This window comes from Pseudomonas sp. FW215-R2 (genome assembly GCF_058789255.1).
The window spans coordinates 51,099-69,951 of sequence record NZ_JBYTBO010000015.1; the positions used below are offsets into that span (position 1 = coordinate 51,099).

At 60.2% G+C, this 18,853-nt stretch carries 16 protein-coding genes and 1 pseudogene; 6 read left to right on the forward strand and 11 right to left on the reverse strand.

Translation table 11 applies throughout. The features are described from left to right. Window position 1: 1 nt before the first annotated feature. On the forward strand, window positions 2-580 hold the full coding sequence (locus AC3WRD_RS20400) for a hypothetical protein (RefSeq protein ID WP_096820525.1): 579 nt from the start codon (window positions 2-4) through the stop codon (window positions 578-580). Between the two features lie 61 nt (window positions 581-641). Continuing rightward, complete coding sequence (locus AC3WRD_RS20405; RefSeq protein WP_102621896.1) at window positions 642-1,607, forward strand: sensor domain-containing diguanylate cyclase; 966 nt, start codon at window positions 642-644, stop codon at window positions 1,605-1,607. 3 nt (window positions 1,608-1,610) lie between these two features. On the opposite strand, the pseudogene AC3WRD_RS20410 reads toward AC3WRD_RS20405, so the two are convergent. The 10 genes and pseudogenes from AC3WRD_RS20410 to gloB all read right to left on the reverse strand — a co-directional run. Beyond that, window positions 1,611-1,739: pseudogene (locus tag AC3WRD_RS20410) on the reverse strand (VOC family protein); the annotation flags it as partial. A 316-nt stretch (window positions 1,740-2,055) separates the two neighbouring features. Continuing rightward, the gene (locus AC3WRD_RS20415; protein ID WP_102668472.1) at window positions 2,056-2,814 is read right to left on the reverse strand and encodes a hypothetical protein; all 759 of its coding nucleotides are present in this window, start codon (window positions 2,812-2,814) and stop codon (window positions 2,056-2,058) included. Between the two features lie 288 nt (window positions 2,815-3,102). After that, window positions 3,103-3,897 carry an enoyl-ACP reductase FabI gene (fabI, locus tag AC3WRD_RS20420; protein ID WP_003202751.1) on the reverse strand — a complete coding sequence of 265 codons (795 nt, stop codon included), beginning with the start codon at window positions 3,895-3,897 and terminating at the stop codon, window positions 3,103-3,105. A 19-nt stretch (window positions 3,898-3,916) separates the two neighbouring features. Beyond that, window positions 3,917-5,527 (reverse strand): ABC transporter ATP-binding protein, encoded by a 1,611-nt coding sequence (locus tag AC3WRD_RS20425; protein WP_102621893.1) that lies wholly within the window; start codon window positions 5,525-5,527, stop codon window positions 3,917-3,919. A gap of 1 nt (window position 5,528) precedes the next feature. Next, window positions 5,529-6,548, reverse strand: coding sequence for an ABC transporter permease (locus AC3WRD_RS20430; RefSeq protein ID WP_102621892.1), 1,020 nt, complete (start codon window positions 6,546-6,548; stop codon window positions 5,529-5,531). A 1-nt stretch (window position 6,549) separates the two neighbouring features. Further along, window positions 6,550-7,623, reverse strand: coding sequence for a microcin C ABC transporter permease YejB (locus AC3WRD_RS20435; RefSeq protein ID WP_085708600.1), 1,074 nt, complete (start codon window positions 7,621-7,623; stop codon window positions 6,550-6,552). A gap of 4 nt (window positions 7,624-7,627) precedes the next feature. After that, on the reverse strand, window positions 7,628-9,469 hold the full coding sequence (locus AC3WRD_RS20440) for an extracellular solute-binding protein (protein ID WP_102621891.1): 1,842 nt from the start codon (window positions 9,467-9,469) through the stop codon (window positions 7,628-7,630). Beyond that, window positions 9,466-11,298, reverse strand: coding sequence for an extracellular solute-binding protein (locus tag AC3WRD_RS20445; protein WP_096820532.1), 1,833 nt, complete (start codon window positions 11,296-11,298; stop codon window positions 9,466-9,468). Before AC3WRD_RS20445 ends, AC3WRD_RS20440 begins: the two co-directional genes overlap by 4 nt. A 164-nt stretch (window positions 11,299-11,462) precedes the next feature. Next, window positions 11,463-12,932: a transglycosylase SLT domain-containing protein gene (locus tag AC3WRD_RS20450; RefSeq protein ID WP_096820533.1), complete on the reverse strand. Its 1,470-nt coding sequence runs from the start codon at window positions 12,930-12,932 to the stop codon at window positions 11,463-11,465. A 99-nt stretch (window positions 12,933-13,031) separates the two neighbouring features. After that, complete coding sequence (gene gloB, locus AC3WRD_RS20455; protein WP_102621940.1) at window positions 13,032-13,799, reverse strand: hydroxyacylglutathione hydrolase; 768 nt, start codon at window positions 13,797-13,799, stop codon at window positions 13,032-13,034. Between the two features lie 65 nt (window positions 13,800-13,864). On the opposite strand from gloB, the gene AC3WRD_RS20460 reads away from it, so the two are divergent. After that, on the forward strand, window positions 13,865-14,623 hold the full coding sequence (locus AC3WRD_RS20460) for a methyltransferase domain-containing protein (protein WP_011333614.1): 759 nt from the start codon (window positions 13,865-13,867) through the stop codon (window positions 14,621-14,623). A 92-nt stretch (window positions 14,624-14,715) separates the two neighbouring features. Then, window positions 14,716-15,177 (forward strand): ribonuclease HI, encoded by a 462-nt coding sequence (gene rnhA / locus AC3WRD_RS20465; RefSeq protein ID WP_096820534.1) that lies wholly within the window; start codon window positions 14,716-14,718, stop codon window positions 15,175-15,177. On the opposite strand, the gene AC3WRD_RS20470 is transcribed toward rnhA, so the two are convergent. Beyond that, a complete protein-coding gene (locus AC3WRD_RS20470; RefSeq protein WP_102621890.1) occupies window positions 15,178-15,483 on the reverse strand; it encodes a DUF2388 domain-containing protein in 306 nt (101 codons plus the stop codon). A gap of 188 nt (window positions 15,484-15,671) precedes the next feature. On the opposite strand from AC3WRD_RS20470, the gene dnaQ reads away from it, so the two are divergent. Then, entirely contained in the window at window positions 15,672-16,430 is a 759-nt protein-coding gene (gene dnaQ, locus AC3WRD_RS20475) for a DNA polymerase III subunit epsilon (protein ID WP_096820536.1), read from the forward strand. Window positions 16,431-16,584: 154 nt separating this feature from the next. Then, window positions 16,585-18,840, forward strand: coding sequence for an Orn/Lys/Arg family decarboxylase (locus AC3WRD_RS20480; protein WP_102621889.1), 2,256 nt, complete (start codon window positions 16,585-16,587; stop codon window positions 18,838-18,840). Window positions 18,841-18,853: the final 13 nt, after the last annotated feature.

Sequence of the window (18,853 nt, forward strand, 5' to 3'; positions counted from 1 at the left end):
GATGAAACGACATCTGTTGTTGGGCGCTGTGATGCTGGTCGGGCTGGGCGGCTATGCCTCGGACCTGTTCGCCGACGATCAGGAGGCCTTGAAAGCCTTCGGCACGGTGCAGAAAGTCTTCCAGAGCCCGCGCTGCCAGAACTGCCACATTCCTGGCGATTCGCCGTTGCAGTTCGACGCCGGCACGCCCCACGCGATGAACGTGGTGCGCGGCATGGACGGCAAGGGCGCCGCCGGTTTGCCGTGTGCCACCTGCCACGCCGAAAGCAATCCGCCGGCCAGTTATGGCCCCCACGCGCCACCGGGTGCGCCGCACTGGAGCCTGCCGCCGGCCTCGCACAAGATGGCCTGGATCGGCCTGCCGCCGGATCGCTTGTGCGCGATGATCAAGGACCGCAGCAGCAACGGCGACCGGGACTTCGCCGCGCTGATCAAGCACGTCAGCGAGGACAAACTGGTGCTCTGGGGCTGGAATCCCGGGCCGGGGCGGCAACCGGTGCCGGTGCCCCACGACATCTTCGTCAGTCAGTTCAAGCTCTGGGCGGACGCGGGTGGGCCGTGTCCGGTGGCCGGCGGATGAGCATTTGAGTCATCGCCAATCAGGGCTACGCTGAAGGTCACTGATAACAAGGGAGTGTGTGATGCTGGTGCCAGGCAAACCCGTCAATGAAGCGGCTCGAGTGCAAGCGCTGTATGGATTGAACCTCCTCGATTCCGCCCCCGAAGAACGCTTCGATCGTCTGACTCGATTGGCCAGGCGGCTGTTCAACGTACCGATCGCGCTGGTGACGCTGGTGGACAAGGATCGGCAGTGGTTCAAGTCCTGCGTGGGCCTGGACGCGACCGAAACCCCACGGGACGTTTCGTTCTGCGGCCATGCGATTCTCAAGGATGAATTGCTGCTGGTGCCGGATGCCCGTCAGGACGTGCGTTTCCACGACAATCCTTTGGTGATCGGCGACCCGAACATCCGCTTCTACGCCGGTTATCCGCTGACCGTGCCCAACGGCAACAAGATGGGCACTTTGTGCCTGATCGATACCAAACCCCGGGAACTCGACGACGAAGAGCGCGACTTGCTGCGCGATCTCGCCGGGATGGCCGAGCAGGAGCTGATGGCCGTGCAGATGGCGAGCATGGACGAGCTGACGCTGTTGTCCAATCGACGCGGGTTCATGATGCTGGCCCAGCATGCGCTGGATGCCTGCGCACGGATGGGCAAGCCGGCGACACTGCTGTTTTTCGACCTCAACGACTTCAAGCAGATCAACGACCTCTACGGTCATGCCGAGGGCGACAGCGCGCTCAAGACCTTCGCTGATGTGTTGCGCATTGCCTTTCGCGAGAGCGATGTGGTCGGGCGGTTGGGCGGCGATGAGTTCGTGGCGTTGCTGACCGGTTCCAGCCACATCGAAACCACGGCGATCATGGCGCGCCTCAAGGAAATCCTCGAAGAGCGCAATGCCACGTTGCATCGGGGTTATGCGATTCGCTTCAGTGTCGGGCAGATCGAGTACGACCCACGACGGCATGACACCGTGGATAAGCTGCTGGCGGATGCGGATGGGGCGATGTATGCCCACAAGCAAGCCCTGAAGCGAATCTGACGCTTATTTGGCAAACAACTGCCCGATGTCCTTGAACGCCTTGAACTCCAGGGCGTTCCCGCAGGGGTCGAACAAAAACATCGTGGCCTGTTCGCCCACCAATCCCTGAAAGCGAATCCCCTGCTCGATCACAGCCGCGTGTTATTTCAAGTAGAAGAGGCTATTAGTTGCCTGCTATTAGAATTACTTTTTTATGGCAAACGCCGCACTCAGTAGCTATTCCGTGAATCCTGTCTTGCGTTGTTATTATTTCTGTAGGTATGAACCCTTCCTCGTCAATGGTGGGTTCTTTTGTTATTCGCGCAAACAAATCAAAAACTTTGGAGACTATCGATAAGATTTGATCCTCCGTCAAGATAGCGTGGAGTTCGTCGGTCTCAATGTGTTCCAGCGTTCTTTCTAGTTCTGTGGCGAGCAAGCTTTTAGTGATGGGTTTCATGGTGTTTACTCACAGTAGCTTTAGCCATTCGGAAATGACTGTGCTTGAATTTAGTAAGTCTTCATATTTTTTCAGTAATGCCGGAGCTCTGGGTTCTCCTGATACGACTTTTGCCCTCAGTGTGTTAACTGCACTTTCAAGTGAAGCCATGAATTTTTTGATGGGCATATGAAGCCCCAATGTTTTAACCATGGCGTTGTTTATTATTCCTTTTTGGGTGCCGAATGTGGCAATGCCATCAATCCAGTTTCTGAAATATTCAATGTTTGTGAAACCGGCTACATCGGTGTTCATGGGGTTGTTCAACGTCACTAGCGCTGAGCGCATTCTCGTAAAATCTACTTGATATTGTTTCCAGAACTCGACTGTGAGCCTGTTGGCTTCGAGCGTTTTTGCATGTTTGTATTGTTGGTATGCGATGACACAGGCGATAACGGCGATACCCCATGCAGCAATGCCAATCAGTGCGGCCAGCAATGAAATTGTGTCGGTTGTCGACATGCCAAATAATGAAAAATCAGACGAGCGATCACGCGTGGGTGAATCACAGTTTGCTATGACTTTGTTTTTGTAAAATAACTGCCCTATTGTAACGGTCGTAGGGTCGCTGTCTTTTAGTGTCTCACTGTCAGGTTTTATATGAAAATGTTGATTGGAAGAAGTTGGTTTTTTGAAGGCATTGACAGGGCAGGTTTCAGCGACGGCTGTCGTAGAGGATTGCGCGAGCAGGAGAGCGATCAATAAAGTTGCGCGTAAATAAGTGGTCATTTTTAGGCGTGCTCATTCAGTGATAGGCGCAGACCTTGGAAGCTATCTCGAAATAATAGTCGATGATTTGCGCGATGCGTGATGCGAAATACGGAATAACCTTTATGAAGAAGTGGTATTTGATCTGAAGGACAAACATTTATCGTATCTGCCAGTTTTTTGAATTGTGCAGATCGATATTCGTGAGGGCTGACTCTCGTTATCGCTGGAGAAAAGTGCAGCGTTGCCTGGAATCGCAGGCATGAAAAAGCCCGCCAATTGGCGGGCTTTTTATCGGCAGCGCGAAGATTACTCTTCGATGTTGCCCATGGCGGTGGTGTTGAAGCCGCCGTCCACGTACATGATTTCACCGCTGATGCCCGACGCCAGGTCGGAGCACAGGAAGGCGCCGGCGTTGCCGACTTCTTCGATGGTGACGTTGCGACGCAGCGGGGTTTGCGCTTCGTTGGCGGCCAGCATCTTGCGGAAGTTCTTGATGCCCGAAGCTGCCAGAGTGCGGATCGGACCGGCCGATACGCAGTTGACGCGGGTGCCGTCCGGGCCCAGGGAGCCGGCCAGGTAACGGACGCCGGCTTCCAGCGAAGCCTTGGCCATGCCCATCACGTTGTAGTTAGGCATGGTGCGCTCGGCGCCCAGGTACGACAGGGTCAGCAGGCTGCCGTTGCGGCCTTTCATCATTTCGCGACCGGCCTTGGCCAGGGCCACGAAGCTGTAGGCGCTGATGTCGTGAGCGATGCGGAAACCTTCGCGGGTGGTGGCTTCGGTGAAGTCGCCATCCAGTTGGTCGCCCGGTGCGAAGCCGACGGAGTGCACGATGCAGTCCAGGCCGTCCCACTTCTTGCTCAGCTCTTCGAAGACCTTGGCGATTTCTTCATCGCTGGCCACGTCGCACGGGAAGCACAGCTCAGGGCTCGAGCCCCAGCCCTGTGCGAATTCTTCGACACGACCTTTCAGTTTGTCGTTCTGATAAGTGAAGGCAAGCTCAGCGCCCTCGCGATGCATGGCGGCAGCGATGCCGGATGCGATGGACAGCTTGCTGGCGACACCGACGATCAGTACGCGCTTACCGGCGAGAAAACCCATGTGTTGCTCCTCTTTCAGGTTATTGCGCAGTGGCTGGTGCCAGAAAAGCGGCTTCCAGCAACTGCTGTGTATACGGATGTTGGGGGGCGGCAAAGATTGCTTGCGCGTCTCCCTGTTCGACCACTTGGCCATGCTTGACCACCATCAGCTGGTGGCTCAGCGCTTTCACAACAGCCAGATCATGGCTGATGAACAAATACGTCAGGTTGTACTTGGCTTGCAGTGAACGCAACAGCTCCACCACTTGCCGCTGCACCGTCCGGTCGAGCGCCGAAGTCGGCTCGTCCAGCAGGATCAGCGCCGGTTTGAGCACCAGGGCCCGGGCAATGGCGATACGCTGCCGCTGCCCACCGGAAAATTCATGGGGGTAGCGGTGCCGGGTTTCCGGATCCAGACCTACCTCCTTCAATGCCGCAATAATCGCCGCTTCCTGCTCGGCGGCGGTGCCCATCTTGTGGATCCGCAAGCCTTCGCCAACGATGTCGCTCACGCACATCCGCGGGCTCAGGCTGCCAAACGGGTCCTGAAACACCACCTGCATCTCCCGACGCAACGGGCGAACCTCGTTCTGCGTCAGGCAGTCTAGCTGCTTGCCTTCAAAACGGATCGCGCCTTTGCTGCCGATCAACCGCAAAATCGCCAGGCCCAGAGTGGACTTGCCGGAACCGCTTTCTCCCACGATCCCCAGGGTCTGCCCCTGAGGCAGGCTGAAATTGATGCCGTCCACTGCCTTGACGTGATCCACCGTGCGCTTGAGCAGGCCTTTCTTGATCGGGAACCAGACTTTCAAGTCCTCGACCTGCAACAGCGGCGCCCCGATTTTATTGCTCGCCGGGCCTCCGCTGGGCTCCGCCGCCAGCAGCTCCCGAGTGTACGGATGCTGCGGAGAACGGAACAGTTCTTCGCACGATGCCTGTTCGACGATGCAACCGCGCTGCATGACACATACGCGATGCGCAATTCTTCGCACCAGGTTCAAATCGTGACTGATCAGTAGCAGCGCCATGCCCAATCGAGCCTGCAATTCCTTGAGCAGGTCGAGGATTTTCAGCTGAACGGTCACGTCCAGCGCGGTGGTCGGTTCGTCGGCGATCAGCAGTTCCGGCTCGTTGGCCAGGGCCATGGCGATCATCACGCGCTGGCGCTGACCGCCGGACAACTCGTGGGGCAGGGCCTTGAGGCGCTTTTGCGGCTCGGGGATGCCGACCATCTCCAGCAACTCCAGCGTACGCTTGGTCGCGACTTTGCCGGTCAGGCCCTTGTGGATGCCGAGCACTTCGTTGATCTGCTTTTCGATCGAGTGCAGCGGGTTGAGCGAGGTCATCGGCTCCTGAAAGATCATCGCGATCCGGTTGCCGCGGATGTGGCGGATGGTCTTTTCGCTCAGTTCCAGCAGGTTTTGCCCGGAATAGGTGATGCTGCCGGCCGGATGCCGCGCCAGCGGGTAGGGCAGCAGGCGCAGGATCGAGTGCGCCGTCACCGACTTGCCCGAGCCGGACTCGCCGACCAAGGCCAGGGTTTCGCCACGCTTGATGTCGAAGCTGACGCCTTCGACCACCCGGTGCGAGCGTTCGCCCGTGCCGAATTCGACGGCGAGGTCGCGCACTTCGATCAGATTGTCCTGATTCATTTCACTTCCTCGGGTCGAAGGCATCGCGAGCGGACTCGCCGATAAACACCAGCAGGCTCAACATCAGTGCCAGCACCGCAAACGCGCTCATCCCCAGCCACGGCGCCTGCAGGTTCGATTTGCCCTGGGCCACCAGTTCACCCAGCGACGGACTGCCGGCCGGCAAGCCGAAGCCGAGGAAATCCAGCGCGGTGAGGGTGCCGATGGCGCCGGTCAGGATGAACGGCATGAAGGTCATGGTCGAGACCATGGCGTTGGGCAGAATGTGGCGGAACATGATTGCGCCGTTCTGCATCCCCAGCGCCCGGGCCGCACGCACGTATTCAAGGTTGCGCCCGCGCAGGAACTCGGCGCGGACCACGTCCACCAGGCTCATCCACGAAAACAGCAGCATGATCCCCAGCAGCCACCAGAAATTCGGCTGGACGAAACTGGCGAGAATGATCAGCAGGTACAGCACCGGCAAGCCCGACCAGATCTCCAGGAAGCGCTGGCCGGCCAGATCGACCCAGCCGCCATAGAAACCCTGCAAGGCCCCGGCGATCACACCGATGATCGAACTGAGCACGGTCAGTGTCAGGGCGAACAGCACCGAAATCCGGAAACCGTAGATCACCCGCGCCAACACGTCGCGGCCCTGATCGTCGGTGCCCAGCAGGTTGTCCGCTGACGGCGGGGCAGGGGCCGGGACTTTCAGGTCGTAGTTGATGCTCTGGTAGCTGAACGGAATCGGTGCCCACAGCACCCACGCGTCCTTGGCCTTGAGCAGTTCGCGGATGTACGGGCTCTTGTAGTTGGCCTCCAGCGGGAATTCGCCGCCGAAGGTGGTTTCCGGGTAACGCTTGACCGCCGGGAAGTACCAGTTGTTGTCGTAGTGCACCACCAGCGGCTTGTCGTTGGCGATCAGTTCGGCGCCGAGGCTCAGGCCGAACAGGATCAGGAACAGCCACAGCGACCACCAGCCACGCTTGTTGGCCTTGAACAGTTCGAAGCGCCGGCGGTTGAGAGGGGACAGGTTCATCTCAATGCTCCCGGCTGGCAAAGTCGATGCGCGGATCGACCAGGGTGTAGGTGAGGTCGCCGATCAGTTTCACCACCAGCCCCAGCAGGGTGAAGATGAACAGGGTGCCGAACACCACCGGGTAATCGCGGTTGATCGCCGCTTCGAAACTCATCAGGCCGAGGCCGTCGAGGGAGAAGATCACTTCCACCAGCAGGGAGCCTGTGAAGAAGATGCCAATGAACGCCGACGGGAACCCGGCAATCACCAGCAGCATCGCATTGCGGAATACATGACCGTAGAGCACGCGATGGCGGGTCAGGCCCTTGGCTTTGGCGGTGACCACGTATTGTTTGTTGATCTCGTCGAGGAAGCTGTTCTTGGTCAGCAGGGTCATGGTTGCGAAGTTGCCGATTACCAGCGCGGTCACCGGAAGCGCCAGGTGCCAGAAGTAATCGAGGACCTTGCCGCCCAGGCTCAGTTCGTCGAAGTTGTTCGAGGTCAGGCCGCGTAAAGGAAACCAGTCCAGATAACTGCCACCGGCAAACACCACGATCAACAGGATCGCAAACAGAAACGCCGGAATCGCATAACCGACGATGATCGCCGAACTGGTCCAGACGTCGAAATGGCTGCCGTGTCGCGTGGCCTTGGCGATCCCCAGCGGGATCGACACCAGGTACATGATCAGCGTGCTCCACAGCCCGAGCGAGATCGATACCGGCATCTTCTCCTTGATCAGGTCGATGACCTTGGCGTCGCGGAAGAAGCTGTCGCCGAAATCCAGTCGGGCGTAGTTCTTGACCATGATCCACAGACGTTCCGGCGCCGACTTGTCGAAACCGTACATGTGCTCGATTTCCTTGATCAGCGCCGGGTCCAGACCTTGCGCGCCGCGATAGGCCGAGCCGGCCACCGACACTTCGGCACCGCCGCCAGCGATGCGGCTGGTGGCGCCTTCGAAGCCTTCGAGCTTGGCGATCATCTGTTCCACCGGCCCGCCGGGCGCGGCCTGGATGATCACGAAGTTGATCAGCAGAATGCCGAACAGGGTCGGAATGATCAGCAACAGTCGCCGAAAAATATACGCCAGCATCTGATTACTCCGTGCCCACAGGGTCGGCTTGCAGTTGGGTTTGCACTTCTACCGCAGGTTTCGTGTCGGGTTTGACCCACCAGGTGTTAATGCCGATGTCGTACTTGGGGGAGACTTTCGGGTGGCCGATGTGGTTCCAGTACGCCACGCGCCAGCTCTTTATGTGCCAGTTGGGGATCACGTAGTAACCCCATTGCAGCACACGGTCCAGCGCCCGGGCGTGGGCCACCAGGCTTTTGCGCGAATCGGCGTTGATCAGGTTCTCCACCAGATGATCGACCACCGGGTCCTTCAGGCCCATCGAGTTGCGACTGCTCGGCTTGTCGGCGGCGGCGCTCATCCAGAATTCGCGTTGCTCGTTACCGGGTGAGTTGGACTGCGGAAAGCTGCCGACGATCATGTCGAAGTCCCGCGAACGCACACGGTTGACGTATTGCGAGACGTCGACGCGGCGGATCACCAGATCGATGCCAAGGTCAGCGAGGTTGCGTTTGAACGGCAGCAACACCCGCTCGAATTCGGTCTGGGCCAACAGGAATTCGATGACCACCGGTTTGCCGGTGGCGTCGACCATTTTGTCGTCGACGATCTTCCAGCCGGCCTCTTGCAGCAACTGATAGGCCTCGCGTTGCTGCTGGCGAATCATGCCGCTGGCGTCGGTCTTCGGGTTCTCGAAGGCTTCGCTGAACACCTGCGCCGGGAGCTGGCGGCGGAACGGGTCGAGGATCGCCAGTTGATCGGCGTCCGGCAGGCCGGTGGCGGCCATTTCCGAGTTCTCGAAGTAGCTGCGGGTGCGCACGTAGGCGCTGTTGAACAGTTGCTTGTTGGTCCATTCGAAGTCGAGCAACAGACCCAGCGCCTGACGCACGCGAACGTCCTGGAACACCGGGCGACGCAGGTTGAAGACGAAGCCTTGCATGCCGGTCGGGTTGCCGTTGGGGATCAGTTCCTTGACCAGTCGGCCCTCGGTGACGGCCGGGATGTTGTAGGCGTTGGCCCAGTTTTTCGCGGTCATTTCCAGCCAGTAGTCGAACTGCCCGGCCTTCAGCGCTTCCAGCGCGACGGTGTTGTCGCGGTAATAGTCGGTGGTCAGCACGTCGAAGTTGTAGAACCCGCGATTGACCGGCAGGTCCTTGCCCCAGTAATCCTTGACCCGCTCGTAACGTACCGAGCGCCCGGCCTTCACTTCGGCGACCTTGTACGGGCCGCTGCCCAGCGGGATTTCCAGGTTGCCCTTGTTGAAGTCGCGACTGGCCCACCAGTGTTTCGGCAGCACCGGCAACTGGCCAAGGATCAGCGGCAGCTCCCGATTGTTGTTGTGCTTGAACTTGAACAGCACCGTGAGCGGGTCTTCGGCGACGGCTTCTTCGACGTCGCTGTAGTAGCCGCGAAACATCGGCGAGCCTTCCTTGGTCAGGGTCTCGAAGCTGAACACCACGTCTTCGGCGCGCACCGGGTGGCCGTCGTGGAAGCGCGCTTCGGGGCGCAGGTAGAAGCGCACCCAACTGTTGTCCGGGGCCTTTTCGATCTTGCTGGCAACCAGGCCGTATTCGGTGAACGGCTCGTCGAGGCTGTGCTTGGTCAGAGTGTCGTAGATCTGCCCGACATCGTCCGCCGGCACGCCTTTGCTGATGAATGGATTGAGGCTGTCGAAGCCGCCAAACCCGGCCTGACGGAAGATCCCGCCCTTGGGAGCGTCGGCGTTCACGTAATCGAAGTGCTTGAAGTCGGCGGGGTATTTCGGCGGCTCGTTGTACAGCGTCACGGCGTGTTGCGGGGCGGCACAGGCCAGCCCGGCGAACAACAGGCCGCAAGCCTGCACGAGCAGGGTGCGAACGGCGTTCATTGACCTTTCTCCGAAGATTTCAGCCACCACGCGCTCAGGCCCAGGGTGTAGGGCGGCGTGCTGACGAAGGCGAACCGGTTGCGGTACGCCAGACGGTGATAATTGAGGTACCAGTTGGGAATGCTGTAGTGCTGCCAGAGCAGCACGCGGTCCAGCGCCTTGCCGGCGGCGACCTGTTCGTCGCGGGTGCGGGCGGCGAGCAATTGCTCAAGCAGATGATCGACCACCGGGTTGGCGATGCCCGCGTAATTCTTGCTGCCCTTGACCCCGACCTGGCTGGAATGGAAGTACTGCCACTGTTCCAGACCCGGGCTGAGGGTCTGGTTGAGGGTCATCAGGATCATGTCGAAATCGAACTGATCCAGGCGTTGTTTGTACTGGGCGCGGTCCACCGTGCGCAGGCGCGCGTCGATGCCGATGCTGTTGAGGTTTTCAATGTACGGTTGAAGGATCCGCTCAAGGTTCGGATTGACCAGCAGCAGTTCGAAACTCAGCGGTTGGCCGGCAGCGTTCTGCAAGCGCTGGCCGTTGAGCTTCCAGCCGGCCTCGGCCAGCAATGCGAGGGCCTTGCGCATGGTTTCACGGGGAATGCCGCGCCCATCGGTCTGCGGCAGCGTGAACGGCTCGGTGAACAGTCGGGCCGGCAGTTGATCCTTGTACGGTTTGAGCATCAGCCATTCGTGACCGACCGGCAGACCGCTGGCGCTGAATTCGCTGTTGGGGTAGTAACTGGTGGTGCGCTTGTAGGCGTCGCTGAACAGCGCGCGGTTGGTCCACTCGAAGTCGAACATCAGGCCCAGCGCCTCACGCACCTTGACCTCGGCGAAAGTCGGGCGGCGGGTGTTCATGAACAAGCCCTGGCTCTGGGTCGGGATCTGGTGCGGGATCTGCGCCTTGATCACATCGCCCCGACGGATCGCCGGGAAGTTGTAGCCGTTGGCCCAGTTCTTGGCCTGATGCTCGATGTAGATGTCGAACTCACCGGCCTTGAAGGCTTCGAAGGCCACGTCGCTGTCGCGGTAGAACTCGACTTCCATGCGATCGAAGTTGTACTTGCCGCGATTGACCGGCAAGTCCTTGCCCCAGTAATCCTTGACCCGCTCGAACACCAGTTGCCGCCCCGGCGTCACCGAGGTGATGCGGTACGGTCCGCTGCCCAGCGGCGGTTCGAACGTGGTGGCCTTGAAGTCGCGGCCCTTCCAGTAATGCTGGGGCAGCACCGGCAACTCGCCCAGACGCAGGATCAGCAGCGGGTTGCCCGAGCGTTTCATCACGAAACGAATGCGCTGCGGGTTGAGGATGTCGACCCGCAACACTTCCTGAAGGGCGGTGCGATACAGCGGGTGACCTTCCTTGAGCAACAGGCGATAGGAGAACGCCACGTCGTAGGCGGTGATCGGCGTGCCGTCGTGGAAACGTGCTTCCGGGCGCAGGTTGAACACCACCCAGCTGCGGTCTTCGCTGTACTCCACCGACTGGGCGATCAGCCCATAACTGGAGGCCGGCTCATCGCCGGACGGCGAATACTGGCCGGTGCCGACCATCAGCGGCTCGTTCAGCTCGTTGATGCCGTATTGCAGGAAATTCGGGGTGGTAACCGGGCTGGTGCCCTTGAAGGTGTAGGGATTCAGCGTATCGAAGGTGCCAAACGCCATCACCCGCAAGGTGCCGCCCTTGGGCGCTTGCGGGTTGACCCAGTCGAAGTGGGTAAATCTGGCCGGGTACTTGAGCGTGCCGAACTGCGCATAACCGTGACTTTCGGTGATCGTCGCGCTGACGGGGGAGCTCAAGGCCAGGCTGATCAGGAGCAGGAGGAGGGGACGCTTCAAGTCAGATCCGATCCAGGCGGCTTGGGCTTTGTGGGCCGTACAGTAACAGCTTGTATGGACAGGAAAAAGACAGGGGGTTAATGCGCGCTTAATTGTGGGAGTCGCTGGCGGCGAAGGCAAAAAATGACAGACAAAAAAAGCCCCTGAAATTCAGGGGCTCTTTATCAGTGCGGCTGGTAGACCGTGAGCATCTGCCCAGGCTTGAGCGCCTTGCCGGCGCCCGGGTTCCAGCGCTTGAGATGCTGCATCTCGACGTTGAAACGCTTGGCCACCACGTACAGCGTGTCGCCTTGCTTGACCTTGTATTGGGTCTGTTTCTGGTTGTCGGTCTTGCTGCTGGTCTTGCTGTTGGCGGCCAGCACCGTGTTGATGCGTCCACCGCTGGTGTTGCGGGCCGGCGTGCGCTTGGTGGTGTCCTGCATGACCAGGGTCTGGCCGACCTTGAGGTTTTTGCCGGTCATCTTGTTCCAGCGTTGCAGGTCCTTGACGTCGACCTTGTTGGCCTTGGCGATGGACGCGAGGTTGTCACCACGTTTGACCCGGTAGGCACGCTTGAGCTTGGCGACTTCGGTCGGATCAGCGCCTTCGAAGACCGGTTTCAGCGAACGAGGGCTGATCAGTTCTTCAGGACGCATGGTCTGCAGGCTGGCGGTCAGCAGCTGCGCCTTCGAGGTCGGCACCAGCAGGTGCTGCGGGCCGTCGATGGTGGTGCGCTGCTTGAAGGCCGGGTTGAGCTGGAACAGCTCGTCTTCGTCGATGTTGGCCACCGCTGCAACCTTGGACAGGTCCATGCGCTGGTTGATTTCGACGACCTGGAAATACGGTTCGTTGGCGATCGGGTTGAGGTTCACCCCGTAGGCTTCCGGCGACAGTACCACTTGCGACAGCGCCAGCAGTTTTGGCACATACGCCTGGGTTTCCGCCGGCAACGGCAGGTTCCAGTAGTCGGTCGGAAGGCCCAGTCGCTCGTTGCGTTCGATGGCGCGGCTGACTGTGCCTTCGCCGGCGTTGTAGGCCGCCAGGGCCAGCAGCCAGTCACCGTTGAACATGTCGTGCAGACGGGTCAGGTAATCCATCGCTGCCGTGGTCGAGGCGGTGATGTCACGACGGCCGTCGTAGAAACGGGTCTGGCGCAGGTTGTAGTAACGCCCGGTGGAAGGGATGAATTGCCAGAGACCCACAGCATCGGCCCGGGAATAGGCCATCGGGTTGTAGGCGCTTTCAATCACTGGCAGCAGCGCCAGTTCCAGCGGCATGTTGCGTTCTTCGAGGCGCTCGACGATGTAATGAATGTAGAGGCTGCCGCGTTCCCCGGCGTTCTCGAGAAAGGAAGGGTTACTGGCGAACCACAGGCGCTGTTGCTCGATGCGCGGGTTCACGCCCAGGCCTTCCTGGAGCTGGAAACCACCGCGCATGCGTTCCCAGATGTCCTGGGGCACCTGCGGGCTGGGCTTCTCGGACAACCAGATGGGCTTCTGCTTGGCTCGCGCAGCAATGTTCGGCGTATGGGTCGCTTCAGTCTGCGGAGCATGGCTGGAACAGCCCGCCAGCGTGGCGGACACAGCCACCGCGATGGCTTGCGCCAGGCGGGTCAATGCGTCTGAATTGACGGACTTACGTATGGATGACGACATTGGCTGGAAGTAAGTTCCGGGCAAAAATGTCGGGGGATTCTAGAAAGCGCACCCCCTGCGGTCAACCATTCAGAGTTTTTGTACCAAGTGGTGAACGGCTTAGAACTTATCTTTCCAAGCCCGCAGAGCCGCAAAAACCTCACTCGGCGCCCGGTTTTGAGCGCCATTCCGTTCGTCCACTTTTTGTGTAACTAATGTTTCACCGGTACGCAAAAACGGGTTTGTGAGCTTTTCCAGGGCCAGGGTCGAGGGCAGGGTCATGACGCCGTTCTGCCGTTGCTGGGTGACTTTTTCCAGACGGGCGGCAATGTTCGGGTTGCCCGGTTCCACGGCGGCGGCAAATTTCAGGTTGCTCAGGGTGTATTCGTGAGTGCAGTAGACCAGCGTGTCCTCGGGCAGCGACGCCAGACGACCGAGCGAATGGTGCATCTGCTCCGGCGTGCCTTCGAACAACCGGCCGCAACCGGCGGCGAACAGGGTGTCGCCGCAGAACAGCAGGCCGTGGTGGTAATAGGCGATGTGCCCCAGGGTATGGCCGGGAACGGCGTAGACATCGAAATCCCAGCCGAGCACACGCACCTTGTCGTTGTCCTTGAGGGCTACGTCTCGCCCCGGAATGCTTTCGCTGGCCGGCCCGTAGACCGTGGCATCGGTTGCCTGCTTCAGCGTTTCGACGCCGCCGACATGATCATGGTGATGATGAGTGATCAGAATATCGGCGAGCACCCAGCCCGGATGCGCAGCGAGCCATGCCTGCACAGGGGCGGCATCCCCCGGATCGACCACCGCGCAACGCTGGGTGGCATGATCCTGTAACAACCAGATGTAGTTGTCGGTGAAGGCGGGCAGGGCACTGATCTGTATCATCTTCGGATTCGCCAAGCAGGTAACATTGGCGCATCTTAGAGGTTCCTGGCGTGTTGGAGAATGCAATGATCGATAAAGCGTTCGCTCAGGCCGATCCTGACTGGCTCGCCCTGATCGGTGCGGCCCGTGAGTGGCTGTCCGGCCCCCTCGGGCAATTTCTGCTGGACGAAGAGCGCCGCATGCTCGAAGACGAGCTCGGCCGGTTCTTCGGCGGCTATCTGGTGCATTACGGCCCGTCCGCCGAAACACCGCCGTCGGCGCCGCAGGTGCAGCGCAACGTGCGGCTTGGCGCGCCATTGCCCGGTGTCGAGATCGTCTGCGAGGAACAGGCCTGGCCGTTGAGCGAGCACGCCGCCGACGTGGTGGTGTTGCAACATGGCCTGGATTTCTGCCTGTCGCCCCACGGTTTGCTGCGTGAAGCGGCCAGCAGCGTGCGCCCCGGCGGGCATCTGCTGATCGTCGGCATCAACCCCTGGAGCACCTGGGGTCTGCGCCATGTGTTCGCTCATGACGCCTTGCATCAGGCGCGCTGCATCTCGCCGTCACGGGTCGCCGACTGGCTCAACCTGCTGGGCTTCGCGCTGGAGAAACGCCGCTTCGGGTGCTATCGTCCGCCGCTCGCGTCACCCAAGTGGCAGGCCCGTCTGGCCGGCTGGGAACGCAAGGCCGGCGACTGGCAACTGTCGGGCGGCGGCTTCTATCTGCTGGTTGCGCGCAAGATCGTGGTCGGCCTGCGTCCGGTGCGCCAGGAGCGCCGCGAGCCGATGGGCAAGCTGATTCCGCTGCCGATGGCCAAGGTCAATCGCCGCCGTATAGAACCGTAAACCTTCTTTTATTTGTGGCCGGGTCTGTCCCGGCCTCGGCCATCGTCGATCCGTGATCGACGGGGCAACGCATTTTTTCTGGATAGATTGGCATGAGCGAAAGCGTCGATAGCGTAGAACTGTTCACTGATGGCGCCTGCAAGGGCAACCCCGGCCCCGGCGGCTGGGGCGCCTTGCTGGTGTGCAAGGGCGTCGAAAAGGAACTGTGGGGCGGCGAAGCCAACACCACCAACAACCGCATGGAACTGCTCGGTGCGATTCGCGGCCTGGAAGCTCTTAAACGTCCGTGCGAAGTGCTGCTGGTGACCGACTCGCAATACGTGATGAAAGGCATCAACGAGTGGATGGCCAACTGGAAGAAGCGCGGCTGGAAAACCGCCGCCAAAGAGCCTGTGAAAAACGCCGACCTGTGGAAAGAGCTGGACGAGCAGGTCAATCGCCACAAAGTCACCTGGAAATGGGTGCGCGGCCACATCGGTCACCACGGCAACGAACGCGCCGACCAGTTGGCCAACCGTGGTGTGGATGAGATTCGCGGTTACAAGCAGGACTGATCAGAGCATCAAAATGGCGCCGGCCAGTTGCAGGTCGGTGACGGGCAGTTCCGGCAACAGGCTGCGAATCCGCTGGAACGCCGCTTCCATCTGCGCGCCGCGAATGTCCCCGTTGCTGGCAACAAAGGCCGCTGCATCATCCTTGGCGGCCAGCACGATTTTGTCGTCCTTGAACGAACCGCTGGTGCCTTTGCTGGAGCTGAGCGTAAGGCTCAGGGTGATGTCGGTGCTGATGACGAAGCTGGTGGCGTGGGCCTCGGTCATCAGCAAACAGCCGCCGAGCAGTAAAATCCGTGCAGTCTTCATGAAGTGCCTGAGTCCGTGAGAAACAAGCCGCGCACGCTAACAAGCCGGTTTCCCCCAGACTTTATGAACATTGCTAATGATTGTTAAAAACTGCATGAGCGCCGATCAACTGGCGGTGGGCGACGCGCCCCAAGGGCGTGTTAACATCGCCGCTTTTGCACGATTGACCCGTTGAGAGCTGAACACTGATGGCCACCAGATCCGTTGTACTCGATACCGAAACCACCGGCATGCCGGTGACCGATGGTCACCGGATCATTGAAATCGGTTGCGTCGAGCTGATCGGTCGGCGCCTGACGGGCCGGCACTTTCACGTTTACTTGCAACCGGATCGCGAGAGTGACGAAGGCGCGATCGGCGTCCACGGCATCACCAACGAATTTCTGGTCGGCAAACCGCGTTTCGCCGAAGTGGCCGATGAGTTCTTCGAGTTCATCAACGGCGCGCAACTGATCATCCATAACGCGGCGTTCGACGTTGGCTTCATCAACAATGAATTCGCGCTGATGGGTCAGCAGGATCGTGCCGATATCACGCAACACTGCTCGATCCTCGACACCCTGATGATGGCCCGGGAACGTCACCCGGGTCAGCGCAACAGCCTCGATGCCTTGTGCAAACGTTACGGCGTCGACAACTCCGGCCGTGAGCTGCACGGCGCATTGCTCGACTCGGAGATTCTCGCCGACGTCTACCTGACCATGACCGGTGGCCAGACCAGTCTGTCGCTGGCCGGCAATGCCTCCGACGGCAACGGAACCGGTAACGGTGCGGATAACTCCGCCACCGAAATCCGCCGTTTGCCGGCGGATCGTCAGCCGGGGCGGATCATTCGCGCCACCGAAGCCGAGCTGGCCGAACACCAGGTGCGCCTGGAAATCATCGCCAAGTCGGCCGGCGCACCGGCGCTGTGGACTCAGCTGCTGGAAGCCGAAGCCCAGGCGTAAAGCACAAAGGATCGTCCGAGCGCTCTGGCCGCGTTCGGACGATCCTTTGTTTTTGGCAGTACTGACAACTGGCCACCCTCGCCACATCCGCTCCGACCCTCTACCCTGAGGACATTGGCAGATCACTCTCCGCCGCCTCAGGACACTGAGCCCCATGTACAAAGATCTGAAGTTCCCGGTGTTGATCGTCCACCGCGACATCAAGGCCGATACGGTTGCCGGCGAACGCATTCGCGGCATCGCCCATGAACTGGAGCAGGAAGGTTTCAGCATCGTTTCGGCCACGGATTACGCAGAGGGCCGGCTGGTGGCGTCGACTCATCATGGTCTGGCGTGCATGTTGATCGCCGCCGAAGACGCGAGCACCAATTCCCATTTGTTGCAGAACATGGCCGAACTGATCGGTCTGGCCCGGGTGCGGGCGCCGGACTTGCCGATCTTCGCGCTCGGTGAGCAGGTCACTTTGGAGAACGCCCCCGCCGATGCCATGGCCGAGCTCAATCAGTTGCGCGGCATTCTCTATCTGTTCGAAGACACGGTGCCGTTTCTCGCCCGCCAGGTGGCGCGGGCAGCGCGCAAGTATCTGGATGGATTGCTGCCGCCGTTCTTCAAGGCGTTGGTGCAGCACACCGCCGATTCCAACTATTCCTGGCACACCCCCGGCCATGGCGGCGGCGTTGCGTATCACAAAAGCCCGGTAGGGCAGGCGTTTCACCAGTTCTTCGGTGAAAACACCCTGCGTTCGGATTTGTCGGTGTCGGTGCCGGAGCTGGGTTCGCTGCTCGATCACACCGGGCCGTTGGCCGAGGCAGAAGCAAGGGCTGCGCGCAATTTCGGCGCCGATCACACCTTTTTCGTGATCAATGGCACCTCGACCGCCAACAAGATCGTCTGGCATTCCATGGTCGGGCGCGACGATCTGGTGCTGGTGGATCGCAACTGCCACAAGTCGGTGTTGCACGCGATCATCATGACCGGGGCGATTCCGCTGTACCTGTGCCCGGAGCGCAACGAGCTGGGGATCATCGGCCCGATTCCGTTGAGCGAGTTCAGCCGCGAATCGATCCAGGCCAAGATCGACGCAAGCCCGCTGACCAAGGGCCGGGAGCCGAAAGTCAAACTCGCCGTGGTCACTAACTCCACCTACGACGGCCTGTGTTACAACGCCGAACTGATCAAGCAGAGCCTGGGCAATAGCGTCGAAGTCCTGCACTTCGACGAAGCCTGGTACGCCTACGCGGCATTTCACGAATTCTTTGCGGGACGCTACGGCATGGCCACCTCGCGCAGCGCCGACAGTCCGCTGGTGTTCACCACCCATTCCACACACAAATTGTTGGCAGCGTTCAGCCAGGCTTCGATGATTCATGTGCAGGACGGCGGGGCGCGACAACTGGACCGTGACCGGTTCAACGAAGCGTTCATGATGCACATCTCGACGTCGCCGCAGTACAGCATCATCGCCTCGCTGGACGTGGCCTCGGCCATGATGGAAGGCCCGGCCGGTCGTTCGCTGCTTCAGGAAACCTTCGATGAAGCCCTGAGCTTTCGCCGGGCGCTGGCCAATCTGCGTGGGCACATCGACGCCAATGACTGGTGGTTCTCGATCTGGCAGCCGCCGGGTGTCGAGGGCATCGATCGGGTGCAGACCGAAGACTGGCTGCTGAAACCCGAAGCGGACTGGCACGGCTTCGGCGAGGTCAGCGACGACTACGTCCTGCTCGACCCGATCAAGGTCACTCTGGTGATGCCAGGCCTGACCGCCGGCGGCGCGCTGAGCGACAAGGGGATTCCGGCGGCGGTGGTCAGCCGTTTCCTCTGGGAGCGCGGGCTGGTGGTGGAGAAAACCGGGCTGTATTCGTTCCTCGTGCTGTTCTCGATGGGTATCACCAAGGGCAAGTGGAGCACGCTGTTGACCGAACTGCTGGAGTTCAAGCGCAGCTACGACGCCAACGTCAGTCTCGACACCTGCCTGAAGTGTGTCGCCCAGGAAGCCCCTGCGCGCTATCGCGGCATGGGCCTGCGCGATCTGTGCGATCAGCTCCACGCCTGTTACCGCAGCAATGCCACCGCCAAACACCTCAAGCGCATGTACACCGTGCTGCCGGAAATCGCCATGAAACCGGCCCATGCCTACGATCAACTGGTGCGCGGCGAAGTCGAGGCGGTGCCGATCGATGAGCTGGATGGCCGGGTTGCGGCGGTGATGCTGGTGCCGTATCCGCCGGGAATTCCGTTGATCATGCCCGGCGAACGTTTTACCGAATCCACTCGGTCGATCATCGATTACCTGAAATTTGCCCGCACGTTCGATGCGAGTTTTCCGGGATTCGTGGTCGATGTGCACGGACTGCAACACGAAGATGAGGGCAATGGACGGCACTACACCGTCGATTGCGTCAAGGAATGAGGGCGTTTCCCAG